The following is a 22,425-nucleotide window of genomic DNA, read 5'->3' as shown; positions in this document are numbered from 1 at the left end:
AAACGAAAAAGCCGCCGGTTGCCCGGCGGCTTTCGACTTGCACTTGCTTGACGCGCTTACTGACCGCGCATGCGGCCCTGGAAGCGCGGTGCGCCGTTGCCCATGTGCGGCAGGCGGATCTTGCCGATGGCGCTGATGCGCTCTTCGGCCATGCGGTCCGCGGCCTTGTAGGTCGGGATGTTGTCGCGCGCCGAGATCTCGAAGATGCGGCCGACGTTGTAGTAGATCGTGCGCATCATGCGCATCGCGCGCTCGCGGTTGTAGCCGTCGATTTCCAGCGACACGTTCATGACGCCGCCGGCGTTCACGGCGTAATCCGGCGCGTAGAGCACGCCGCGGCGTGCCAGTTCGTCGCCGATGGCGTCGGTGGCCAGCTGGTTGTTGGCCGCGCCGCAGATGATCTTCGCCTTGATGCGGTCGATCGTCTGCTCGTTGACCGTGCCGCCGAGGGCGCACGGGCTGTACACGTCGGCGTCGACGTCGTAGATCTCGTCCAGGCCCACGGCTTCGCAGCCCAGTTCGTCGACACAGCGCTGCACGGCGTCCTTGTTGATGTCCGTGACGAACACCTTGGCGCCCTGTTCGCGCAGCAGCTTGATGAATTCGCTGCCCACGTGCCCGCAGCCCTGCACGGCATAGCTGTACTTGCCCACGTCCTCGTTGCCGTGCTTGTGCTGCAGCGCGGCCATCAGGCCCTGCAACGTACCGAACGCGGTGAACGGGGAGGGATCGCCCGACCCGCCGTGCACCTGGTGCACGCCGGTGACGTATTCGGTTTCACGGAACACGTATTCCATGTCGTTGACGTCGATGCCCACGTCTTCGGCCGTGATGTAGCGGCCGTTGAGCGAGTTCACGAAGCGGCCGAAGGCGCGGAACAGGGCTTCCGACTTGTCCTTGGAGGGATCGCCGATGATCACGGCCTTGCCGCCACCCAGGTTCAGGCCGGCCACCGCGTTCTTGTAGGTCATGCCGCGCGACAGGCGCAGCACGTCGTTCACGGCGTCCTGCTCGCTCTTGTAGGGCCACATGCGCAGGCCGCCCAGCGACGGGCCAAGCACGGTGTTGTGGATCGCGATGATGGCCTTCAGGCCCGCGTCCTTGTTATGGCAGAAGACGACTTCTTCGTGGCCCGTGTTGGCGATGGTTTCGAAAATCATCGAACGCGTTACTCCAGTTACAAGCGGCCCCCAGGCCGCCCTTCAGGTGGATACCGGCGGTGGGGACCACCGGTGGAATGTGACCGTCCAAAAAAATCGCCCCAACCTGGGAGGCGGGGGCGATATGTCTTGTCAGCTGCCTAGTTTAAACCGTTGCGGCCCCCTGTGTAGGTGCGCCGCAACAGAAGGCTACCGGTGCCAGTGCGGATCGCGGTACCAGACCTCCCGCTCGAAGCGCCAGCCGCGGCCGTACGGACGCCACACCGGGGCGCGGTACACATAGCCCGGACGCGAGGCATACCAGTGGCCGCCCACCCAGACGTAGCGGCCGCCGGCCCAGTTCCAGTAGCCCGGCGCCCAGACGTAGCCGACGCGCGGCGGCGGCACGCGCTCGAAGCGCGGCGGCGGCGGGCGGGTGCCCACGGTGACAGAGACGTATTCCCGCGCTGCGGCGGGCGGGGTATAGCTCGCGGCGCCGGCGGCCAGGCCCAGGGCGGCCACGGCGGCGAGGGTACGGGTCAGGCTCATAGCTGTCTCCTTCGGACTCCGCGCGGGTGCGGATTCGTGCGTCAGAACGCGGGTTCCGGCGAGCGGGTTGACGACCTCCGGCCGCATGCGTTCAGCTTCGCGAATGAAACCGCCCCGCCGCTTCGGCGTCCGCACCATCGCAACTCTCCTCGGCATCCGCATCGCCTACCGCCTTGGCAGCCACCTGGCGCCAGGACCCACGGTGGCGCATGCCGCCCGTGTGTTCCAGACGCCTTTGCCCAGCAGCCGGGAGCGTGCGGCGCATGCCGCCGCCTCCACGTCGGCCGGGGAGGAGCCGCTCGACATGGGCGGCCGCGCCATCGCCACCTACGTCTGGGGCGACCCCGCCACTCAGCCATACATCCTGTTCGTGCACGGCTGGTCGAGCATGGGCTTGCGCTGGGAAAGCTGGGTGCCGCAGGTTCTTGCGAACGGCTGGGCGGCGGTGGCCTTCGACCAGCCGGGGCACGGCCGGAGCGGTGGCACGCTGTGCACACTGCCGGATTTCGCGAGCACGGTCGCGGCGGTGGCCCGGCATTACGGCGATCCCGAAGGCGTGGTGGCGCATTCGCTGGGCGGTGCGGCGGTGGCGCTGGCGCTCGAAGACGGCTGGACCACGAAGCGCGTGGTGCTGATTGCCGCGGCGGCGGACGTGCAGGGGGCGACGAGGCGCTTTGCGCGTTTCGTGAGGCTGGCCGAGCGTTTGCGACCGAAACTGCACGACGTGCTGGCCGAGCGCACCGGTGTGCTCATCGACGACCTGCATATCGCCCGGCATGCTCCGAAGCGCACCCAGCCGGTGCTGGTGGTACACGATCGCGACGATCCCGAGGTACCTTTCGAAGAGGCTGCGATGTACATGAAGCTCTGGCCCGGCGCGAGGCTTATGGAAACGGAAGGTCTTGGTCACCGCGCCGTCGTGGACGATCAGGCGGTGCGAAAGGCGGCGCTGGAGTTCCTCTCTTCCACATGAGGCGGGCGTGCCCTGCATGGGCGCCTTCGGGGGTGCTCTAAGGATTGGATGCCTGCTTCGTGTGGGAGCAACTGTCTTTGTCAGAAGCCCTCCCCAAGCACAGAAGTTTTCCCACGGGCATGAGCTTTGTGTGGGAGCCGCTTCAGCGGCGATGGGTGCTCGCGAGAGTGCCCGCTGCCGCGGGATCGCCGGCAAAGCCGGCTCCCACAGGTGCGCTTATACGCTGCAGCGCAGCAAGGACCGCTACGCACGCCGCAGTAGAATTCACGGCTCCCCACTGTCGTCGATCGTCCGGAGTTTCCATGAGCTCGCAGCCCAAGCACATTCCCGCCAGCAACACGGACGCGGAAGCCACGCCGCTGCGCTTCGTGACGGCGGCGAGCCTCTTCGACGGCCACGACGCGGCCATCAACATCATGCGCCGGATCATCCAGAGCCAGGGGGCCGAGGTGATCCACCTGGGCCACAACCGCTCGGTGGAAGACGTGGTGCGCGCGGCGCTGCAGGAAGACGCGGACGCCATTGCGCTGTCGTCGTACCAGGGCGGCCACGTGGAATATTTCAAGTACATGGTGGACATGCTGCGCGAGCGCGGGGCAGGCCATGTGCGCGTCTTCGGCGGTGGCGGCGGCACCATCACGCCGGAGGAGATCAAGGAACTCCAGGCCTATGGCGTGGAGCGCATCTACCATCCCAACGACGGCATGAAGCTCGGCCTCGTCGAGATGATCGAGGACGTGATGACGCGCACCCGCGCTGCGGCGAAGCAGCGCGTGGAAGTCGCGCCGCCGTCCGCTTCGGTGGACGACGAGATCTCCATCGGCGCCATGCTTTCGGCCATCGAGGAAGACCGGCTGGGCGAAGAAGAACTGGCCCGCCTGCGAAAGGCATGGAAGCTGGCCGGCGGCAAGACGCCCGTGCTCGGCCTCACCGGCACCGGCGGTGCCGGCAAGTCGTCCGTCGTGGACGAACTGCTGCTGCGTTTCCTGCACGCGTTCCCGCAGATGCGCATCGCGGTGCTTGCGGTGGACCCGACCCGCCGGCGTAGCGGCGGCGCGCTGCTGGGCGATCGCATCCGCATGAACTCGCTTCGCAGCCCGCGTGTGTATATGCGCTCGATGGCGACACGCCGGCAGCACGCCGCCACGTCCGTGGTGTTGCACGACTGCATCGATTTCCTCAAGGCCCAGGCCTACGACCTGGTGATCGTCGAAACCGCCGGCATCGGCCAGAGCGATTCGGAAATCGTCGACCTCGTCGACTTCCCCGTCTACGTGATGACCAGCGAGTACGGCGCCGCGAGCCAGCTCGAGAAGATCGACATGCTCGACTTCGCGGAACTCGTGGTACTCAACAAGTTCGATAAGCGCGGTGCCGAGGACGCCCTGCGCGATGTGCGCAAGCAGTGGAAGCGCAATCGCGCGGCCTTCCAGCTGGCCGACGACAAGGTGCCGGTGTATCCGACCATCGCCAGCCAGTTCAACGATCCGGGTGTTACCTGGATGTTCGACAACCTGTGCCGCCTGCTGCGCGAAAAGCTCTCGCTCCCCGAGGCCACGTGGACGCCGGACGTCGATACCAGCCTGCGCGAGCCTCGCGCCACGGTACTCATCCCCGGCAGCCGCGTGCGCTACCTGGCGGAAATCGCCGAGCAGGGGCGCGGCGTGAATGCCGCCATCGCGACGCAGGCCGCGGCGGCCAGCAAGGCGCAGCATTACTACGAATCGCTGAAGGACATTGGCGACGAATCGCTGCCGCGTGCGTTCGATCTCTACGACCATGCGCTGCTCACGGTGCATGGCGACCGCTCGCTCATCACGCTGCGCCAGCGCTACAACGAAGCGGTGCGTGAGTTGTCCAGCGAGGCCATCCACCTGCTGCGCGAGTGGCCGGCCCGCTTCGAATCGGTCACCGCCGAGTTCAACGAATACCAGGTTCGCGACAAGGTGATCCGCGTGGAGAACTACCGCGAATCGCTCAGCCACCAGAAGATTCCGAAGGTGTCGCCGCCGAAAACGAAGGACTGGGGCGACCTGCTTTCCTTCCTCATGCGCGAGAACCTGCCGGGGCACTATCCGTACACCGGCGGCGTGTTCCCTTATCGCCGCGCCGGCGAGGACCCGACCCGCATGTTCGCGGGCGAGGGCACGCCCGAGCGCACCAATCGCCGTTTCCATTACCTGTCGCTGGGCGGCGGGGCCGCGCGCCTGTCCACGGCGTTCGACTCGGTGACGTTGTACGGCGAAGATCCGGCGCCGCGTCCCGACATCTACGGCAAGATCGGCAATTCCGGCGTGTCCATCGCCACGCTCGACGACATGAAGAAGCTTTACTCCGGCTTCGACCTTTCGGCGCCGACCACTTCCGTGTCGATGACGATCAACGGGCCGGCGCCGATCATCCTCGCCATGTTCATGAACACGGCCATCGACCAGAACGTCGAAAAATACCTCAACGAGGATGCGTCCCGCTGGGAGCGCGTCAATGCGCGCATCGCCGAGCTGTACCCGGACGGCAACCGTCCGCGGTACAACGGCGAATTGCCCAAGGGCAACGACGGGCTGGGCCTCGGCCTCCTCGGCGTTTCCGGCGAGGAAGTGGTGGACGCGGAAACCTACGCGCGGATCAAGGCGCATACCCTGGCCACCGTGCGCGGCACGGTGCAGGCCGACATCCTGAAGGAAGACCAGGCGCAGAACACCTGCATCTTCAGCACGGAATTCGCCCTGCGCATGATGGGCGACATCCAGCAGTACTTCGTCGATCACAAGGTGCGCAACTTCTATTCCGTGTCGATCTCCGGCTACCACATCGCCGAAGCCGGGGCGAACCCGATCAGCCAGCTGGCCTTCACGCTGTCGAACGGCTTCACCATCGTCGAGTACTACCTGGCGCGCGGCATGAAGATCGACGACTTCGCGCCGAACCTGTCGTTCTTCTTCTCGAACGGCATGGATCCCGAATACACCGTGATCGGCCGCGTGGCGCGCCGCATCTGGGCCCGCGCCATGCGCGAACGCTACGGCGCCAGCGCGCGCAGTCAGATGCTGAAATATCACATCCAGACGTCGGGCCGCTCGCTGCACGCGCAGGAAATCCAGTTCAACGACATCCGCACCACGCTGCAGGCGCTCTATGCGCTGTTCGACAACTGCAACAGCCTGCACACGAACGCGTACGACGAGGCGATCACCACGCCCACCGAGGAAAGCGTGCGCCGCGCGGTGGCCATCCAGCTCATCATCAATCGCGAGCTTGGCCTCAACTTTAACGAGAACCCGTGGCAGGGTAGCTTCGTGGTGGACGAACTCACCGACCTCGTGGAAGAGGCTGTCTACAAGGAATTCGAGGCGATCAGCGAGCGCGGCGGCGTGCTCGGCGCGATGGACACGATGTACCAGCGCGGCAAGATCCAGGAAGAGTCGATGTACTACGAGCACAAGAAGCACGACGGCTCGCTGCCGCTCATCGGCGTGAACACCTTCCTGCCCAAGGACCATGGTGGCGAGATCGCCACCGAGATCGAACTCATCCGCTCCACGGAAGAAGAGAAGGGCCAGCAGATCGACAACGTGCGCCTCTACGGCAAGGCCCGTAACGGCCTGGCCCCGGAAAGTCTGAAGAAGCTCCAGAAGACGGCCCGCGACCGCCGCAACGTGTTCGAGGAACTGATGGAAGCCGTGCAGCACAATTCGCTGGGCCAGATCAGTCACGCGCTGTACGACGTGGGCGGGGAATACCGCCGCAACATGTAACCACCAAGGCCGTCGCCCCTGCGAAAGCAGGGGCCCAGCGCCCCAGTTCCCCGCGTCTCCAGCGTAGCCTATGCAAACTAAGGCCGGGTAGTGGCCTTTCTTCCCGGAACTCTCCATGCGCCGATGCCTCGTCGTGGCCATCCTCACTCTGTTTGCATTGGCCGGGGCGCAGGCCAGCGAACCCGAGCACCGCGTCCTCTTCATCGGCAACAGCCTCACCTACGTCAACGACCTGCCGAACGCGTTCGCCTCGCTTGCTCCTGACGGGACGCGCATGGACGTCGACATGATCGCCAGCCCCGGAGCCTCACTGGCGGACGCCATGCGCAATCCTCTGGTGACGAAGGCCCTTACCGAGGGCGGTTACACGGACGTGATTCTGCAAGAGCGGGGAGGCGACGCCTTCTGCCCGGCCGCGTGCCGGCAGGAGGGCTTTTCCACGCTTCCCGCGATGCGGTCCGCCAGGGAAGCATCGCGTATGGCCCGAGCGGCCGGGGCACGCGTGTTCTATCTGGGTACGTGGCAGTCGAGCAGGGAAACGAACGAAGCGCTCGAATTCGGCGAACGCGCCATCGCGAGCGCCAGCGGCGCGGCCTATGTCGAGATCGCCGAACCGCGCAGGAAACTGATGCAAACTCATCCAGAGCTTGCCTGGACCCACGCCGATGGTCAGCACCCCGGCTACGCGACCACCGCCATGATGGCACTGCGCCTATGGCGCGCCATGTTCGGCGTGACACCGACGACGGTGCCTTGCGTCGCCGGCGAGGTGCATTATCACGCGCCAAAGCCGGAAGGCGTCCTGCACATCGACCTGTCGAGGAAGCCCCGCACGTGTCTGGTGCCGTCGGACGCCGTGCGCAAACTCGCGGTCGACCCGTAGCCCCAGGCGCTCACAGGCGTGATTTCGCGGGACGAGCGGTGTTTTCGATGGATTGCCCACGACTCGATTTGAACTCAACCCCTCATCCGTAGTCCCATGGAGGCTTGGTTTTCAGCGGGAGCGGTACATTGAGCAATCAGTCGTCGGGTTCGAAATGGGTTGCGGGTTTGCTGGTGGTGGCGATTGCCGTCGTCGTCGGCATCTTCGTGTATCGGGAGAAGATGGCGCGGGACAAGGCGGAAGCGCCGCCGTTTGCCGCCGCGGGTTCGTCCGAGCCGGCGCATGCCGGCACCGTGCACGACGCGGCCTTGCCGCAGCATCCCATCGGCCCCGCCAGCGGTTCCACGGCTGCCTTGCCGTCGCTGGACCAGAGCGACGACGCCGTGCTCGCCGGGCTGCTCGCGCTCACGAGCGACGACGCGCTCAAGTCGCTGCTGAAACCTCAGGCCATCGTCTCGCGGATGGTTTCGACCATCGACGCGCTACCGAAGCACACCATCGGCATGAACATCGTGCCGCTGCGCACGCCCACGGGGCGTTTCCAGGTGCAATCGGACGACGGCATGTTCGTCGAGGCGAAAAAGAACTACACGCGCTACGACACGTACATGTACGTTGCCGACCGGGTGAATCCCAAGGCGGCCGCAGACTGGTACAAGCGCAATTATCCGCTGTTCCAGAGCGCCTATCGCGATCTCGGCACCGGCGGCTATTTCAACGACCGCCTGATCGAGGTGATCGACCATATGCTTGCCGCGCCCGAACCGAAGGGCTCGCTGCAACTGATTCCGGCCAAGGAAGGTTACGTCTATGCCAATCCCACCTACGAGCAGCTGTCGGTGGGCCAGAAGTTCATGATTCGCGTGGGGCCCGAGAACGAGGCGAAGTTGAAGGCGAAACTCAAGGCGCTGCGCGAGGCCATCCTGGCCGATGCGCCTGCGGGTGCATCGCAGATGTAGGAGCGCGCCTGCGCGCGACATCTTTTCGCGCCAGTCCTCCATCTCGCGCGCCAGCTCCGGGCACTGCCTCAAAACATGTCGCGCGCAGGGCGCGCTCCTACCTTGGATCGCGCACCGGCACGCTGATGTTGCACAGGTCGATCTTCCCCGCGGGGCGGGTGTAGAAGTCGTCGCGGCGGTTGCGCTTGGCTTCGATCACCGCGGCGAAGGTCTTGCTGTCCGTGCGCAGCACCTGGATCGGCGTGCGTTCGGCCTCGGGCACGTCTGCCGCGAGGCGAACGCTCTTGATGGTCACGCGTTGCTCGGGCTTGTCGTAGAAGCCCATCGGTTCGCCGCCGCGCGGATAGGCCGAGAGGATCTCCATGCCCTTGATGACCTTGCCGGCCACCGCGAGGTTGCGGTCCAGGTTGCGCGGTGCCTGGCCGATGATGGCGTAGAGCGAGCTGCCGTTGCCGGTTTCCGCGCCGGTATCGCGCGCAACGCCCACGGTGCCGTAGCAGTGCGTGATCCAGGCCTCGCCCTTGCCGTCGCGCGCCACCGGGAACCCATCGGAAAATCCGACTTCCGGCGCGTAGACGTCGCCGTCGGGCAGCCTGGTGAAGGGATAGCTGCCGCCCTTGCGCGTGAATTCGGGCGCGAGGGTTTCCTTCGCGGTGCCCAGGCTCTTGGCCTTCTTCTTGTCGTCGCCGTCCGGATCGCCCCATTGGGTGACGAAGTTGTCCTGCACGCGGATGATCTGCGTGCCGTCGAAATAGTGTTCGCGGATCATCGTGCGGATGTTCGCGGCGTGCAGCGGCGACCAGTCCTGCGCCAGCTCGATGATCACCCGACCCTGCGGCAGGTCCATGTACACCAGGTTCTGTGGATCGGGCGTGCGCCACTCGGCGGGGGCGGACTTGGCGAGCAGTTCCTTCGGCGTGGGCGTCTTCTTCGCGTCATCCGCCATGGCGGGCAGGGCGATGGCGAGAGCGAGCGCGAGACAGGTGCGTGCGAGCATGGGATCCCCCGGGAGATTGGCCTGCAGACGTTAGCAGACAGGCGGCCGTTGGTGGGGCGCGCCGCGCAATGGTCGGGCTTGCGCGACGCGCCTCGTCGGCCTCACAGGCCGAGGTATGCCTTCGGCTCGAGGTATGCTTCCAGTCCGAACTGGCCGTATTCGCGCCCGATGCCGGACTGCTTGAATCCGCCGAAGGGCGCCTTGGGTTCGTGTGCCAGCGTGTTGATCAGCACGCGGCCGGCGTCGATGCGGGTGGCCACACGCCGGGCGCGTTCGAGATCGCCCGAGAACACATAGGCCTGCAAGCCGTAGCTCGTGTCGTTCGCGATGGCGATCGCTTCCTCTTCGTCGTCGTAGGCGATCACCGAGAGGACCGGACCGAAGATCTCTTCGCGGGCAATCGTCATGTCGTTGCGCACGTCGGTGAACAGCGTCGGGCGCACCAGCCAGCCACGCGTGTGCCCGGCCGGGCGCCCTTCGCCACCGGCGAGCAGGCGGGCACCTTCCTCGATGCCCTTGCGGATGTAGCCCTGCACGCGCTGCCACTGCTTCGCGCTCACCATGGGGCCGATCTCGGTGGCGCTGTCCGCCGGATCGCCGGCGACGACGGCTTCGACCGCCGACGCCGCCAGGGCCTCGAACTCCGCGAGCCGCGAGCGCGGTACGAGGATGCGTGTGCCGGCGATGCATGCCTGGCCGCTGTTCATGAACCCTGCGCCGATCACCAGCGGGACGACCTTCTCGAAATCCGCGTCGTCGAGGATCACGCTCGGCGACTTGCCGCCCAGTTCCAGCGTCACACGCTTCAGGGTGGCCGCGCCGTCGCGCAGGATGCCCTTGCCGACCGCCGTGGAGCCCGTGAACGAGATCTTCGCGATGTCGGGGCTCGCCACCATTTCCGCGCCCACCACGTCGCCGCGTCCGGTCACGATGTTGAACACACCCGCGGGGGCGCCCGCCTCGTGCAGCGCTTCGGTCACGATCTTCGTCTGCAACGCGCTCATCTCGCTGGGCTTGATCACAGCGGTGCAGCCGGCGGCGATGGCCGTTGCAAGCTTGCCGCAGATGAAGCCCGCGTTGCTGTTCCATGGCGTGATGAGGCCCGCGACCCCCGCCGGCTGCATGACGACCGTGGCAGTGCCCATGCGCCGTTCGAACTCGAACGTGCGCAGTGTCTCGATGGCATCGGCGAACACGCTGGACGCGTGCCGGGCCATCCAGCGCCCCCGGGACACGGGTGCGCCGTATTCCTCGCGGATGGCGGCGAAAAGGTCGTCCTCTCGCGCGAGCACCGCGTCGTGCATGCGCTGGAGCAGGGCGATCCGCTCCTCCACGCCCGCGGTCCTGAAGGTCTCGAAGGCGCGCTTCGCCGCAGCGATGGCGCGGCGCGCGTCGTCGGCGTCGGCCAGTCGTACCGTGCCGATGACTGCCTCGGTGGCCGGATTGAACAGCTCGAAGCGCTCGGTGCCGTGCGGCGCGACGAAGGCGCCGTCGATGTAGATGTGCTCGATGGTGTGCATGACCTGTCCTAGATGAGCGCGCCAGGGCGCGGGTGCTCTCCAGGATGCGGGCGGGTCATTGATCTGATAAGAAGGACAAATCGGAATAACCCATTAAGCTGGAGCGGATAATGCGATCCGGTCTCACCGAACTCGAAGCGGTTCTTGCCGTGGCGCGGCTGGGCAGCTTCCGGGCTGCCGCGGCGTCCCTGGAGATGTCCACGTCGGCGCTCAGCCAGGCCGTGGCCGCCCTGGAGGCCCGCATCGGCACGCGGCTCTTTCATCGCACCACGCGCAGTGTCCGGCTCACGGCAGCCGGTGAGCGGTTCGTCGGCGAGGTGGCGCCCGCCGTGGCCGATATCCAGGGTGCGCTGGAACGGGCGAGCGAAGAAGCAGGAACGCCCTCCGGGGCGTTGCGCATCAATGCCTCGGCCGGCGCGGCGCACCTGGCCATGTGGCCCTACCTTGTCCCATTCCTGCGGAAGTATCCGGATGTGCATCTGGATCTGGTGACCGACGACCGCCTCATCGACATCGTGCGGGAGGGTTTCGACGCTGGCATTCGCACCGCCGATACGGTGCCGGGCGACATGGTGGCGGTGCCGTTCGGGCCGCCGATCCGCTTCGCCGTGGTGGGGACGCCCGACTACTTCGCGCGGCATGGCCGGCCACGCACGCCGGCGGACCTCATGCACCACGTGTGCGTACGCGCACGCATGTCGGCCGGCCACATCTATCGCTGGGAGTTCGAACGGCGCGGTGAAACGCTGGCGGTGGAAACGGGCGGCACGCTCACCCTGGACGAGCCGCGCCTGATGCTGGAAGCGGCACTGGCCGGACTCGGGCTTGCCTACGTTGCCGAATTCCAGGCCACCGAGGCCCTGGCGGCAGGCCGCCTCGAACGCGTGCTCGAGGACTGGACCCCGCCGTTCGACCGCCTCTGCCTCTACTACCCGGGACGGCGGCACGTGCCCGCGCCACTCCGCGCCTTGGTGGAGTTGATCAGGGAGGTGGGTTGAGCGCATGGGCCAACGGTCATGGCAAACCTTTCCGGTTTCGCGGGCATCCTTTGCGTAAGTTCTCACGCTTTGGATCGTTCATGCTCGCTCGTCTCACCCTCGCTTTGCTGCTGGGCCTCGCCGCCGCTCCCGCGTTCGCGGAGGTGAAGATCGACGGGCACATCGATCCCGCGGAATGGGCTGGCGCGAAACACATCGTCGACTTTCGCCAGACGCAGCCGTTCACGGGCAAACCCGGCAGCCAGCCGACGGAAGCCTGGATCCTCTCCACACCCAAGGGCCTTGCGGTGGCGATCCGGGCGACGCAACCCGATGGCGAAGTGGTTCGCTCGCGCCAGCAGACACGGCGTGACGAGAATGCCCTGGTCGATCGCATCAATGTCATGGTGGATTTCAACGGTGACGGACGCGTGGGCTACGACTTCGAGGTGAAGTCGCAAGGTGGCATCGCCGACGAGGTGATCACCAACGAATCCGACTTCAGCTACGACTGGGACGGTCGCTGGGATCATGCGGTCAGCCAGGACGCCGACGGTTATTCCGTGGAAGTGCTCATCCCCTGGTACATCGCGCCCATGCACAAGGCGAAGGGCGGGGAGCGAACCATCGGTCTCTACATCGACCGTGTGATCGGCAGTACCGGCGAACGCATGGGGTGGCCAACGATCACGTTCGACCAGGGGCGTTTCCTTTCGGGCTTCCAGCGCGTGCGGATGCCCGCGTATTCGCAGTCGCTGTTCGCGGTGACACCTTACGTGGTGGGCAAGGTGGACCGGGCGCACGGTGGCACGACGTTCGAGCAGGGCGCCGACATTCTCTGGAAACCGAATGGCCAGACGCAGCTTACGGCCACCATCAATCCCGACTTCGGCCAGGTGGAAAGCGACGACCTCGTGGTGAACTTCTCGCCCGAGGAAACCTTCTTCACCGACAAGCGCCCCTTCTTCACGGAAAACCAGGGCATCTTCGATTTCAGCCTGCTCGACGATTACTCGCAGCTGGTCTACACGCGGCGCGTGGGCGGTGCCTCGGACGATGGCCATGGTGCTGCCGACATCTCGGCCGCGGTGAAGGTCAACGGCAGCCTGGGCTCCACCAATTACGGCATCCTCACTGCGCAGGAAAAGGGCGACGCAGGCCGCAGCTTCGGCGCGCTTCGTCTCAGCCAGAACGTCGGCACGCAGACCTTCGGCATGCTCGCGACCCATGTCAGCCATCCCTACCTCGATCGCGACGCCAACGTGCTGGGGTTCGACCACCGCTGGCAGCCCAGCACCGATTTCTCGATCACCAGCAACGTGGTGGGCAGCAAGATCGACCAGCCAGATGCCAGGACCTCCGGCCTCGGGGCGACCAGCATCGCGTACTGGCAAATGAACGATGTATGGGCGCAGCAGTGGCTCGGCATGTACTTCGGCGAGCGGCTCGACATCGACGACTTCGGCTACCTGCCGCGCAACAACATGGAATACCTGCACTGGGAAGTGCGTCGGCGCGTCACCGGCCTGCCGGAGGACTCCGCGTATGCGTCGCACCTTTGGAGGTACCGCATCTCGGGCGCGAACAACACCCGCGGCCTGCCCATCAGCCGCCGTCTCCGCATCCAGCGGGACAGCCGGCGTCGCGACGGTGGCGACGAAGAATGGCGTCTCGATACCTTTTCGTCCGCCTACGACGACCTGCTTACGCGGGGTGGGTACGCACTGCATGAGCCACCCACGGCGAAGCTGAGCTACGACCGCACTCGCCCCCGCGTGGGCCGCTGGGCCTGGGAAGCGGAAGGCTTCGTCACCGGAAACCAGCTCACCGGTTACCACCGGCTCGGCTACTACTTCAAGTTCACGCCCACTTACTTCATCACCGACGCCTTCAGTCTGTTCCTCGGCGGCAGCTACGAGTGGGATCCGAACTGGCTGATCTGGCAGGGCCGCGACAACCTGGTGGGCTCCTACGACGGGCGCACCATCGGTATCGACAGCGGCCTCAACTGGAACCTCAGCAACCGGCAGGAACTGCGCGTGAAACTGCAGACGCTGGCGGTCGGCGCGAAGCTGCGCGACACGCTGGAGGTGACGCCCAGCGGCGGCACCGTGCACAGCGACGAACCGGTGGACGATCTGGGCGTAGCCAACCTGGGTTTCCAGATTCGCTACCGCTACGAGATCGCGCCGCTGTCCGATCTCTACATCGTGTACAACCGCGGGGGTTATCGGGACGACACCGAGGACGATGTGGGGTCGCAGTTTCGCCAGGGCTTCAGCCTGAAGGACGTGAACGAGGGCCTGGTGAAGATCGCGTACCGCCTGGAGTTCTGATCGGCTCATCCCTTCGGAGTAGAGGCCGGCTTCACATGCCGTGTGGCATTCCTCCGCCACTAACGGCCTGCGGAGCGCCTTGTGCCACATCTCGAGAATCCCGTGCCGGGGCGCCGCATCGGCGACCACGGCGTCATCGGGAACCAGGACACCATCGCCCTGGTGGCGAGCGACGGCACCATCGACTTCATGTGCTGGCCGCACCTGGACAGTCCGTCGGTGTTCGCGGCCCTGCTCGATCCCGAGAGGGGTGGGGAGTTCACCGTCGAGCCCCTGCTCGAGGACGCCAACCGCATGCAGTTGTACGTTCCCGAGACCAACATCCTGGTCACGCGCTGGATGGCGGACGAAGCCAGCATCGAGCTGACGGATTTCATGCCTCACCCGGAGTGCGGCACACGCCTTCCGCGCAGCCTCGTGCGCCGGCTTCGCGTGTCGCGCGGCAGGGTGCGGACGCGCGTTCGCTGTCGCCCCCGGCTCGACTACGCTGCGTGCGTACCCAGGGCCGAGGAATACGGGGCCACCGTGGTGTTCCACGACGGCGCACGCGCCCTGCGTCTGGGTGCCTCCGTTCCCTTGCAGTGCGGTGACGGCGAGGCGCAGGCGGAATTCGCGCTCGACGTGGGCGAAGAGACCTGGTTCGTGCTGTGCGACGAGGAACACGATCCCCTGGATGCCGCCGAGTGCGCGGCCGCGCTCGATGCGACGGCGGACATCTGGCGGCACTGGACGCGGCGCTCCAATTACCGTGGGCGCTGGCGCGAAATGGTGGACCGTTCGGCGCTCGCGTTGAAGCTGCTCGTGTCGCACAAGCACGGCTCCATCGCGGCGGCCGGAACGTTCGGCCTGCCGGAGGCTACCGGCGCCTCGCGCAACTGGGATTACCGTGCCAGCTGGATGCGCGATGCGTCCTTCACCGTGTACGCCTTCATGCGCTTGGGCTATGTCGATGAGGCGGAACATTTCCGGAAGTGGACGGAAGACCGGTTCACGGAACTGGAGAACGGCAACACGTTGCGCATCATGTACTCGCTGGACGGCAGCGAAGCCCTGGCCGAGTCCACGCTGGATCACCTGGCGGGGTACGCCGGTTCGCGGCCCGTGCGCATCGGCAACGCCGCCCGCTCGCAGACCCAGCTGGACATCTACGGCGAACTGCTCGACAGCATCTACCTATCCAACAAGTACGGCCGGGCGATCAGCCGAAAAGGGTGGGCACACGTGCAGCGCCTGGTCGATCACGTGTGCGCGCATTGGATGGACGCGGACGAAGGCATCTGGGAGGTGCGCGACACGCCGCGGCATTTCCTGCACTCGCGTCTGATGTGCTGGGTGGCGCTCGATCGCGCGATACGGCTCGCGCGCAAGCGCTCGCTGCCTGGCACGGTGGTGGAATGGGCGGCCGAGCGCGACCGCATCTCCGAAGATATCTGGGCGCATTTCCGGCACCCCGAGCACGGCTATTTCGTGCAGACCAAGGGCGGCCGCGACCTCGACGCGTCGGCGCTCATGATGCCCCTGGTGCGTTTCGTGTCGGCCACCGACCCGATATGGCTGAAGACGCTCGATGCGATCGGCGAACAACTGGCCGACGACGGCATGGTGTTCCGCTACCGGAATACCGACGGCCTGGAAGGGGGCGACGGCGCCTTCACCACGTGCACCTTCTGGTACGTGGAGTGCCTGGCACGGGCGGGGCGGCTGAACCAGGCGCGCGAGGTCATGGCGCGGGGCGTGCGCTATGCGAACCATGTGGGCCTGTTCGCCGAGGAACTGAGCCTTCGGGCGGAACCCCTCGGCAACTTCCCTCAGGCGCTGACACATCTCGCGTTTATCAGCGCGGCTTATTATCTGGATCGGCGCCTGTCCACCCCGCAAGGGGAGACGTGGCAACCCTGACTATGTGGGAGCCGGCTACGCCGGCGATCCCGCGGCAGCGGGCAGGCTTCCCCGCGGCAGCGGGCACGCTTCCAGCGAGCACCCATCGCCGCTGAAGCGGCTCCCACAGAGGTATGCCGGGCTAGATCTCGTTCTCGTCCGGATCCACGAACTCGATCGCGGCCTCTCGCGTGCCGGCCGTCTCCTCGGCGATTTCGCGCACGCGCTCGCCGATCTTCTCGTTGGGAACCTCCACCTCGAGGGTGTAGGTTTTCGAACTCATGTCGTCGGAAAGGTTCTGCGAGCTGGAGTCGTCGCGGAAGTCGTTCATGAAGTCGTCGATCTCCTCGACCCTCTCGATACGGTCGATGCCGTGGATGGCGTTCAACACGTCCTCGAACACGTCGCGGTCGCCGGTGATGCGTAGCTGGATGCGTGGCATGGAAGTCTCCTTTCCGGATGGGATGATGCTGGCGCCTGACATGTGTGCCGAAAGTGTACGCCGCCGCTACCATGGGCGTTTTCGACGGCCGCGATCATGCCCAAGACCTACGACCAGGCCTATTTCGACAAGTGGTACCGCAGCGCCGGCCATGCCGTGCGGTCGCCGGCCGAGCTTCGGCGCAAGGTGGCCATGGTGGTGGGGCAGGCCGAGTTTTATCTCGGCAGGCCCATACGCAACGTGCTGGACGTGGGTTGCGGCGAGGCGCCGTGGCGGGCCGAACTCCGGCGCCTGCGTCCCGATATCGAATACCGGGGGCTGGAGGCCAGCGAATATGCCGTGGCGCGTTACGGCCGGTCGCGCAATATCGGCTATGCACGCTTCGGCCAGCTGGCCGAACTGCGCTTCGACACGCGCTTCGATCTGATCGTCTGCACCGACGTGTTGCATTACCTGAAGCCTGCCGAGATCCGCGCCGGCCTTATCGGCATCGGCGAGATGGCCGAAGGCCTGGCTTTCCTCGAGGTGTACACGCGCGAGGACGATCCGGGCGGCGACCGCGAAGGGTTCTTCGGCAGGCCGGCGCGCTGGTACCGCGAGGCCTTCGCGCGGGAAGGCCTGATTCCCGTCGGCTCCCAGTGCTACGCCAGCCCCCGCCTCGCACGCCACGTGGCAGCGCTGGAGCGCCTTTAAAGGGCCGTCAGGAGCCCGCCCCCGCCGAGGCGGTGAACCACGCAATCGTCGCCAGGGCGTTGTTGGCGGCATGGGCGACGAAGGACGGCCAGAGGGAACCGCTGCGCACGCGCAGCCAGGCGCAGAAGAGGCCCACGAGCACCAGGTTCGGCACCGCGTACCAGAGCCACGCCAGGTCGGGCAGGTGCACCGTGCCGAAGACGAGCGCGGACAGCGCGATGGCCCAGCCGTCGCCGAGCCGCGTGCGCAGCACCGAGAGCAGGGCGCCCCGGAACAGCAGCTCCTCGACCGCGGGGCCCGCCAGCACCACCACGGGCAGGAGCGCCACCCGCATGCCGATGTGTGCCTTGTCGGCGATATCGCTCACGGCCTGGCTGACGGTGTGCTCGCCGGCGAGCAGTTGCGTAAGGAGGCCCCCGATCATGGGCGCGGCCAGACCCAGGATGGTTCCCATCACGATGAAACGGCCGGCCGGTTCGGTGAAACCCAGCCCGCCCGGGCCCGGGTCCCTGGCGTGTTCCGGACCCCAGCGCCGCACGACGAGCCAGGAGGCAAGGGCGGCGGCGCAGAGCACGGTGAGGATCACCACGACGATGAGCCGATCGGGCGCGGCGGGCACCTGGTCCGGGAAATGGCGGGCGATCTGCATGGAAGCGCCGCCGAACAACGCGCCGAACACGAACTGCATGGCGAAATAGGCCACGATGCAGAGCACGGTTTCGACGATTCCCGGAGGGGGCGCGGGTGCCCGGAAGGTGGACGAGGGGGATTCGGGAAGGTAATCGTGGGCCATGCGGCACCCTAGCCGACGGAGGTCGGGCGCCGCAACGACGCTTACGGCACAGGCGGTCATCCGGGCCCTGTATAGTTGTCCGTCCCTAAAGGAGGAAGCGTGGCGCCCCGACGCGCCTGATCATGTTCGCATTCGACTGGCTAGCCGACCCTTCGGCCTGGGCGGGACTCCTCACGTTGATCGTGCTGGAGATCGTGCTCGGCATCGACAACCTCGTCTTCGTCGCGATCCTCGCCGACAAGCTCCACGCCCGCCAGCGCGACCACGCGCGGCTCATGGGCCTCGGCCTCGCATTGGTCATGCGCCTGTGCCTGCTAGCTGCCATGTCGTGGCTGGTGACGCTCACCCAGCCGCTGTTCGAGTGGCGCGGGTTCAGCCTGGCCTGGCGGGACATCATCCTCATCGTCGGTGGCGCTTTCCTCCTCTTCAAGGCCACGCTCGAACTGCACGAGCGGCTGGAAGCATCCGAACACGACGAAGGCGGCGCCCGGCGCCGCGCCAGCTTCTGGCTGGTGGTGGCCCAGATCGTGATCCTCGACGCGGTGTTCTCGCTCGATTCCGTCATCACCGCCGTCGGCATGGTCGATCACCTTTCCATCATGATGATCGGCGTGGTGGTGGCCATGGCGATCATGATCACGGCGAGCAAGCCGCTCACCGTGTTCGTCAATGCGCGCCCCACGGTCATCATCCTTTGCCTTTCGTTCCTGCTGATGATCGGCTTCAGCCTCATCGCCGAAGGCTTCGGTTTCCATATTCCGAAGGGTTACCTGTACGCCGCGATCGGCTTCTCGATCATGATCGAGGTGTTCAACCAGACGATGCGGCGGAATCGGCGCCGCTCGCTGCTGGTGGGCGGCCGGGTGATGCGCGACCGCACGGCGCGCGCGGTGCTGCGCTTGCTCGGCGGTGCCCCCGACGACGCCGGCGACGGCGGAAAGGGCGAGCCTGTGCCGGAGGTTGCCGAGACCTCGGTGTTCGGCAAGGACGAACTGGAAATGGTGCAGGGGGTGCTCGATCTCTCGCAGCGGCCGGTTCGCTCGATCATGACGCCGCGTACTGAAATCGTCTGGGTAGATCCCGACGAGGAATCCTCGGTGCTGCTGGGCGAAGCGCGCGAATCGCCGCACCACTGGATGCTCGTGGCGCGGGGCGATCTCGACGAACTCGTGGGCGTGGTCTCGTCCCGCGACCTGCTGGCCAGCGTGAGCGAACACGGCCGGCTGGACACCGATACCTTCGTGCGCAAGCCGATCACGGTGCTGGAATCGCTGAGCGTGCTCCGGCTGATCGACGAGTTCCGTCGCGCGCCGCTGCAGGTGGCGCTCGTGGTGGACGAGTACGGCAGCATCCTCGGCCTCGTCACGCCGGCCGACGTGCTGGAAACGATCGCGGGCGAGTTCCCCAGCGAGACCGGCGAGGGCGATCCCTCGGCGGTCAGCGAGCCGGACGGTGCCTGGCTGCTCGACGCCAGCCTCGACGCACGCCGCGTGGAGCACTTGCTGGGGCACCGGCTGCCGGGCGCGGCGGAAGGCAGTTTCTCCACGCTGGCGGGTTTCGTCCTGCAGCAGCTGGGCCGTCTGCCGGCTCCCGGCGATCGTTTCGAAACCGACGGCCTGGAGTTTGAGGTCACCGCGATGGACGGTGCCCGCATTCAGCGCGTGCGTGTGATGAGCCGGGTTGCCGACGACTCGCTGTAACCGCCGTCGCGGTGTGACCGCCCACTCTGTAGGAGCGCGCCTTGCGCGCGACATGTTTTCGCTCCTGTCCGCAATCTGGCGCGCCAGCTCCGGGGCACAGCCCCAAAACATGTCGCGCGCAGGGCGCGCTCCTACGCGCCCGTGGCGTCTTCCGCAGGCGTGGCGTTGTTTTCCATGATCGCCATGCCGATACCGCCGGCGGCCATCAGCATCAGCACCAGCCATGCGAGCATGGAAACGATGTAGCCGGGCCCACGGCGGCTGGCGTCGCGCAGGTAGGCCACGGCATACCACACCCGTCCGGCAAGCCAGACCAAGCCGGCGATGCCGGCCCACAGCGGGTCCACGTACTGCGCGGCCAGCCAGAGCGCCGGGATGAACATCACGGCGTTCTCGAGCGTGTTCATCTGTACCCGCCAGGCCCGTTCGAAGGCGGGATCGCCGGAGATGGAAGGCGCCTTGATGCCGTAGCGTTCACGCGCCCTGCCTACCATCCACACGGTGGCGAACATCAGGAGCAGGGTGAGCAGGGTGACGACGGCGGGTAGCTGGCTGGTCATTGGATGTCCGCGGAGCGATATCGAGCGCGCAGTCTACCGGCAACCGCCCGTGCGATCATGCCTACCGCGTCTCGTCTGGGGCGCTCACGATCGGAGGACACCCCATGCTTTGGCAAAAAGGCCGTAGAAGCGACAACGTGCAGGACGCCGGCGAAAGTGGCGGTGGCGGCCCGTCGTTCGGTGGCCGGGGCCTGGGGCTCGGCGGCATCATCATCCTGGCCATTCTTGGTCTGGTGTTCTTCAAGGACCCTACGGCCCTCCTGGGCCAGGGCGACCCGGGCACGGCCCAGGCGCCGCAGACGCAGCAGGCACCGCACCAGGCCGCATCGAACGATCCGCAGGTGGATTTCGTGCGCGCCATCCTGGGGGAGACGGAAGTGACCTGGCGCGAGATTTTTGCCGCAAGCGGTCAGCAATACGAAGAGCCTGTGCTGAGGTTATTCCGCCGTGGTGTCAATACCGCCTGCGGATCTGCTTCTTCGGCGGTGGGGCCATTCTATTGCCCTGGCGACCACAAGATTTACCTGGACCTCGATTTTTTCCAGGAGATGCAAACTCGCTTTCATGAGTCAGGAGACTTCGCTCGTGCATATGTCATAGCGCACGAGGTGGGTCACCACGTACAGAACCTGATAGGTGTGTTCCGCAAGGTAGATGAAGAGCGGAGGCGCGGCGCATCGCTTCAAGGAGCATCGGGACTTTCGGTCCGCCAGGAGCTCCAAGCGGACTGCTTCGCCGGGGTCTGGGCGAATCAGTCGCAAGAACGTAAGCAATGGTTGCAGTCCGGCGATATCGAGTCGGCCATTAATGCGGCTACTGCCATCGGTGACGATGCCTTACAGCGACAGACACGAGGCAGTGTGGTGCCGGACTCCTTTACGCATGGATCTTCCGCTCAACGAGTGAGTTGGTTCCGCAGAGGCCTGGACACCGGCGACGTCGGTCAATGCGACACATTCTCCGGTTCAATCTGACCTTCCACCCTGGCAACGGTAAGCATTTCAGAGCAGGTTACTTACAAAGCAAGTGGAACCTCTGCTCCATTAGCAAGGGTCGGCAATGATGCAGGGCTAGTGCTGCGATTCGTATGCTGAACGAGCTGTGGACGGGTCCGCAGCCACTCGTTGATGTTCGAGTAACTTATAAGAATAAGGAGTTTGAAAATGAAAGAAGTAAGCACTCTTAGGGATCTGACAGAAGCTGAGACCAATATGGTTTCGGGTGGTATTCGATGGTGGTATGGACGGCCGTCGATCAATGTCCTGGAGATGATGCCTGACGGTCGCGCCATCAACCGGGCTATTGATAACGCCACGCGAGGGTTTGGTTCAGGTAACTGGGTGGCATAACTTGCCGATCCATTGGAACGCACGCCATGAGTCACCCTTGCCTGCGCTGCGGCGCATGCTGCGCGACCTATCGCGTCGCCTTCCATTGGCTGGAAACGGACGCGGCCGGCGGTATCACGCCGGCCGCGCTCACCGAGCATCTCGATTCGCATCGCGTGGCGATGCACGGCACGAACGCATACGAACCGCGCTGCAAGTCGCTCGTGGGGGAGGTAGGCGTGGCCGCGCATTGCGGCATCTATGCGGTGCGGCCGTCGCCGTGCCATGACCTGAAGCCGGCGTGGGAAGACGGCACGCCGAGCCCGCAGTGCGACAAGGCGCGCCTGCGGCACGGCATGCCGCCGCTCACGCCGGCGGACTTTCCGTAAACTCCGGCGCCCTGTGTGGGAGCCGCTTCAGCGGCGATGGGTGCTTGCAGCACGGTTGTCCGCTGCTGCGGAATCGCCGGCAAAGCCGGCTCCCACACAGAGCGGCCTGGCTTTCTGTGGGAGCCGCTTCAGCGGCGATGGGTGCTTGCGGCACGGTTGCCCGCTGCTGCGGAATCGCCGGCAAAGCCGGCTCCCACACAGAGCGGCCTGGCTTTCTGTGGGAGCCGCTTCAGCGGCGATGGGTGCTTGCGGCACGGTTGTCCGCTGCTGCGGAATCGCCGGCAAATCCGGCTCCCACACAGAGCGGCCTGGCTTTCTGTGGGAGCCGCTTCAGCGGCGATGGTTGCTTGCGGCACGGTTGTCGGCTGCTGCGGAATCGCCGGCAAATCCGGCTCCCACACAGAGCGGCCTGGCTTTCTGTGGGAGCCGCTTCAGCGGCGATGGGTGCTTGCGGCACGGTTGTCCGCTGCCGCGGGATCGCCGGCAAAGCTGGCTCCCACACAGAGCGGCCTGGCTTTCTGTGGGAGCCGCTTCAGCGGCGATGGGTGCTTGCG

At 65.9% G+C, this 22,425-nt stretch carries 19 protein-coding genes; 12 read left to right on the top strand and 7 right to left on the bottom strand.

Annotated features, from left to right (window positions below):
* Positions 1–56 precede the first annotated feature (56 nt).
* Together HBF26_RS03245 and HBF26_RS03240 are read right to left on the bottom strand one after the other, a co-directional pair.
* A complete protein-coding gene (locus HBF26_RS03245; RefSeq protein ID WP_167025921.1) occupies positions 57–1,160 on the bottom strand; it encodes a Glu/Leu/Phe/Val dehydrogenase dimerization domain-containing protein in 1,104 nt (367 codons plus the stop codon).
* A gap of 189 nt (positions 1,161–1,349) precedes the next feature.
* The gene (locus HBF26_RS03240; RefSeq protein WP_167122971.1) at positions 1,350–1,688 is read right to left on the bottom strand and encodes a YXWGXW repeat-containing protein; all 339 of its coding nucleotides are present in this window, start codon (positions 1,686–1,688) and stop codon (positions 1,350–1,352) included.
* A 103-nt stretch (positions 1,689–1,791) separates the two neighbouring features.
* On the opposite strand from HBF26_RS03240, the gene HBF26_RS03235 reads away from it, so the two are divergent.
* The 4 genes from HBF26_RS03235 (at position 1,792) to HBF26_RS03220 (ending at position 8,258) form a co-directional block, all read left to right on the top strand.
* Positions 1,792–2,661, top strand: coding sequence for an alpha/beta fold hydrolase (locus HBF26_RS03235; RefSeq protein WP_167122969.1), 870 nt, complete (start codon positions 1,792–1,794; stop codon positions 2,659–2,661).
* 302 nt (positions 2,662–2,963) lie between these two features.
* Positions 2,964–6,416 carry a methylmalonyl-CoA mutase family protein gene (locus HBF26_RS03230; protein ID WP_167122967.1) on the top strand — a complete coding sequence of 1,151 codons (3,453 nt, stop codon included), beginning with the start codon at positions 2,964–2,966 and terminating at the stop codon, positions 6,414–6,416.
* Positions 6,417–6,531: 115 nt separating this feature from the next.
* A complete protein-coding gene (locus HBF26_RS03225) occupies positions 6,532–7,299 on the top strand; it encodes an SGNH/GDSL hydrolase family protein (RefSeq protein WP_167122965.1) in 768 nt (255 codons plus the stop codon).
* Positions 7,300–7,427: 128 nt separating this feature from the next.
* Positions 7,428–8,258, top strand: a complete 831-nt coding sequence (locus HBF26_RS03220) for a DUF3014 domain-containing protein (protein WP_167122963.1) — start codon at positions 7,428–7,430, stop codon at positions 8,256–8,258.
* A 97-nt stretch (positions 8,259–8,355) separates the two neighbouring features.
* Here HBF26_RS03220 and HBF26_RS03215 read toward each other — a convergent pair whose 3' ends face one another.
* Positions 8,356–9,255, bottom strand: a complete 900-nt coding sequence (locus tag HBF26_RS03215; RefSeq protein WP_167122961.1) for a peptidylprolyl isomerase — start codon at positions 9,253–9,255, stop codon at positions 8,356–8,358.
* A gap of 101 nt (positions 9,256–9,356) precedes the next feature.
* Entirely contained in the window at positions 9,357–10,775 is a 1,419-nt protein-coding gene (locus tag HBF26_RS03210) for an aldehyde dehydrogenase family protein (protein WP_167122959.1), read from the bottom strand.
* A gap of 110 nt (positions 10,776–10,885) precedes the next feature.
* Here HBF26_RS03210 and HBF26_RS03205 point away from each other — a divergent pair, with 110 nt between their 5' ends.
* From HBF26_RS03205 to HBF26_RS19850, 3 genes are all read left to right on the top strand, one after another.
* The gene (locus HBF26_RS03205; protein WP_193569737.1) at positions 10,886–11,773 is read left to right on the top strand and encodes a LysR family transcriptional regulator; all 888 of its coding nucleotides are present in this window, start codon (positions 10,886–10,888) and stop codon (positions 11,771–11,773) included.
* Between the two features lie 80 nt (positions 11,774–11,853).
* On the top strand, positions 11,854–14,088 hold the full coding sequence (locus HBF26_RS03200; protein ID WP_167122957.1) for a DUF5916 domain-containing protein: 2,235 nt from the start codon (positions 11,854–11,856) through the stop codon (positions 14,086–14,088).
* Positions 14,089–14,169: 81 nt separating this feature from the next.
* Entirely contained in the window at positions 14,170–15,987 is a 1,818-nt protein-coding gene (locus tag HBF26_RS19850) for a glycoside hydrolase family 15 protein (RefSeq protein WP_205287581.1), read from the top strand.
* A 121-nt stretch (positions 15,988–16,108) separates the two neighbouring features.
* Here the strand turns inward: HBF26_RS19850 and HBF26_RS03190 are convergent, their stop codons facing one another.
* Positions 16,109–16,408: a hypothetical protein gene (locus tag HBF26_RS03190; protein WP_167122955.1), complete on the bottom strand. Its 300-nt coding sequence runs from the start codon at positions 16,406–16,408 to the stop codon at positions 16,109–16,111.
* Positions 16,409–16,504: 96 nt separating this feature from the next.
* Here HBF26_RS03190 and HBF26_RS03185 point away from each other — a divergent pair, with 96 nt between their 5' ends.
* On the top strand, positions 16,505–17,101 hold the full coding sequence (locus HBF26_RS03185) for a class I SAM-dependent DNA methyltransferase (RefSeq protein ID WP_167122953.1): 597 nt from the start codon (positions 16,505–16,507) through the stop codon (positions 17,099–17,101).
* Positions 17,102–17,108: 7 nt separating this feature from the next.
* Here HBF26_RS03185 and HBF26_RS03180 read toward each other — a convergent pair whose 3' ends face one another.
* Entirely contained in the window at positions 17,109–17,894 is a 786-nt protein-coding gene (locus HBF26_RS03180) for a CPBP family intramembrane glutamic endopeptidase (protein WP_167122951.1), read from the bottom strand.
* Between the two features lie 122 nt (positions 17,895–18,016).
* On the opposite strand from HBF26_RS03180, the gene HBF26_RS03175 reads away from it, so the two are divergent.
* A complete protein-coding gene (locus HBF26_RS03175; protein WP_167122949.1) occupies positions 18,017–19,594 on the top strand; it encodes a TerC family protein in 1,578 nt (525 codons plus the stop codon).
* A 131-nt stretch (positions 19,595–19,725) separates the two neighbouring features.
* On the opposite strand, the gene HBF26_RS03170 is transcribed toward HBF26_RS03175, so the two are convergent.
* Positions 19,726–20,154: an MAPEG family protein gene (locus tag HBF26_RS03170; RefSeq protein ID WP_167122947.1), complete on the bottom strand. Its 429-nt coding sequence runs from the start codon at positions 20,152–20,154 to the stop codon at positions 19,726–19,728.
* Positions 20,155–20,258: 104 nt separating this feature from the next.
* Between HBF26_RS03170 and ypfJ the strand changes: the two genes are divergently transcribed.
* The 3 genes from ypfJ (at position 20,259) to HBF26_RS03155 (ending at position 21,871) form a co-directional block, all read left to right on the top strand.
* A complete protein-coding gene (ypfJ, locus tag HBF26_RS03165) occupies positions 20,259–21,128 on the top strand; it encodes a KPN_02809 family neutral zinc metallopeptidase (RefSeq protein WP_167122945.1) in 870 nt (289 codons plus the stop codon).
* A 189-nt stretch (positions 21,129–21,317) separates the two neighbouring features.
* The gene (locus tag HBF26_RS03160; protein ID WP_167122943.1) at positions 21,318–21,503 is read left to right on the top strand and encodes a hypothetical protein; all 186 of its coding nucleotides are present in this window, start codon (positions 21,318–21,320) and stop codon (positions 21,501–21,503) included.
* A gap of 26 nt (positions 21,504–21,529) precedes the next feature.
* Positions 21,530–21,871, top strand: coding sequence for a YkgJ family cysteine cluster protein (locus HBF26_RS03155; RefSeq protein WP_167122941.1), 342 nt, complete (start codon positions 21,530–21,532; stop codon positions 21,869–21,871).
* Positions 21,872–22,425 lie beyond the last annotated feature (554 nt).

Origin of the sequence: Luteibacter jiangsuensis (genome assembly GCF_011742555.1) — a bacterium.
In the GTDB taxonomy this organism is placed as follows: Bacteria; Pseudomonadota; Gammaproteobacteria; order Xanthomonadales; family Rhodanobacteraceae; genus Luteibacter; species Luteibacter jiangsuensis.
This window is presented reverse-complemented; position numbering and strand designations above follow the sequence as displayed.

Coding starts and splice junctions, on each gene's coding strand:
- HBF26_RS03180 (WP_167122951.1), bottom strand. CDS start 17,894: ATGGCCCACGATTACCTTCCCGAATCCCCCTCGTCCACCTTCCGGGCA.
- HBF26_RS03210 (WP_167122959.1), bottom strand. CDS start 10,775: ATGCACACCATCGAGCACATCTACATCGACGGCGCCTTCGTCGCGCCG.
- HBF26_RS03205 (WP_193569737.1), top strand. CDS start 10,886: ATGCGATCCGGTCTCACCGAACTCGAAGCGGTTCTTGCCGTGGCGCGG.
- HBF26_RS03175 (WP_167122949.1), top strand. CDS start 18,017: ATGTTCGCATTCGACTGGCTAGCCGACCCTTCGGCCTGGGCGGGACTC.
- HBF26_RS03230 (WP_167122967.1), top strand. CDS start 2,964: ATGAGCTCGCAGCCCAAGCACATTCCCGCCAGCAACACGGACGCGGAA.
- HBF26_RS03200 (WP_167122957.1), top strand. CDS start 11,854: ATGCTCGCTCGTCTCACCCTCGCTTTGCTGCTGGGCCTCGCCGCCGCT.
- ypfJ (WP_167122945.1), top strand. CDS start 20,259: ATGCTTTGGCAAAAAGGCCGTAGAAGCGACAACGTGCAGGACGCCGGC.
- HBF26_RS03215 (WP_167122961.1), bottom strand. CDS start 9,255: ATGCTCGCACGCACCTGTCTCGCGCTCGCTCTCGCCATCGCCCTGCCC.
- HBF26_RS03155 (WP_167122941.1), top strand. CDS start 21,530: ATGAGTCACCCTTGCCTGCGCTGCGGCGCATGCTGCGCGACCTATCGC.
- HBF26_RS03190 (WP_167122955.1), bottom strand. CDS start 16,408: ATGCCACGCATCCAGCTACGCATCACCGGCGACCGCGACGTGTTCGAG.
- HBF26_RS03235 (WP_167122969.1), top strand. CDS start 1,792: ATGAAACCGCCCCGCCGCTTCGGCGTCCGCACCATCGCAACTCTCCTC.
- HBF26_RS03185 (WP_167122953.1), top strand. CDS start 16,505: ATGCCCAAGACCTACGACCAGGCCTATTTCGACAAGTGGTACCGCAGC.
- HBF26_RS03240 (WP_167122971.1), bottom strand. CDS start 1,688: ATGAGCCTGACCCGTACCCTCGCCGCCGTGGCCGCCCTGGGCCTGGCC.
- HBF26_RS03160 (WP_167122943.1), top strand. CDS start 21,318: ATGAAAGAAGTAAGCACTCTTAGGGATCTGACAGAAGCTGAGACCAAT.
- HBF26_RS03245 (WP_167025921.1), bottom strand. CDS start 1,160: ATGATTTTCGAAACCATCGCCAACACGGGCCACGAAGAAGTCGTCTTC.
- HBF26_RS03225 (WP_167122965.1), top strand. CDS start 6,532: ATGCGCCGATGCCTCGTCGTGGCCATCCTCACTCTGTTTGCATTGGCC.
- HBF26_RS03170 (WP_167122947.1), bottom strand. CDS start 20,154: ATGACCAGCCAGCTACCCGCCGTCGTCACCCTGCTCACCCTGCTCCTG.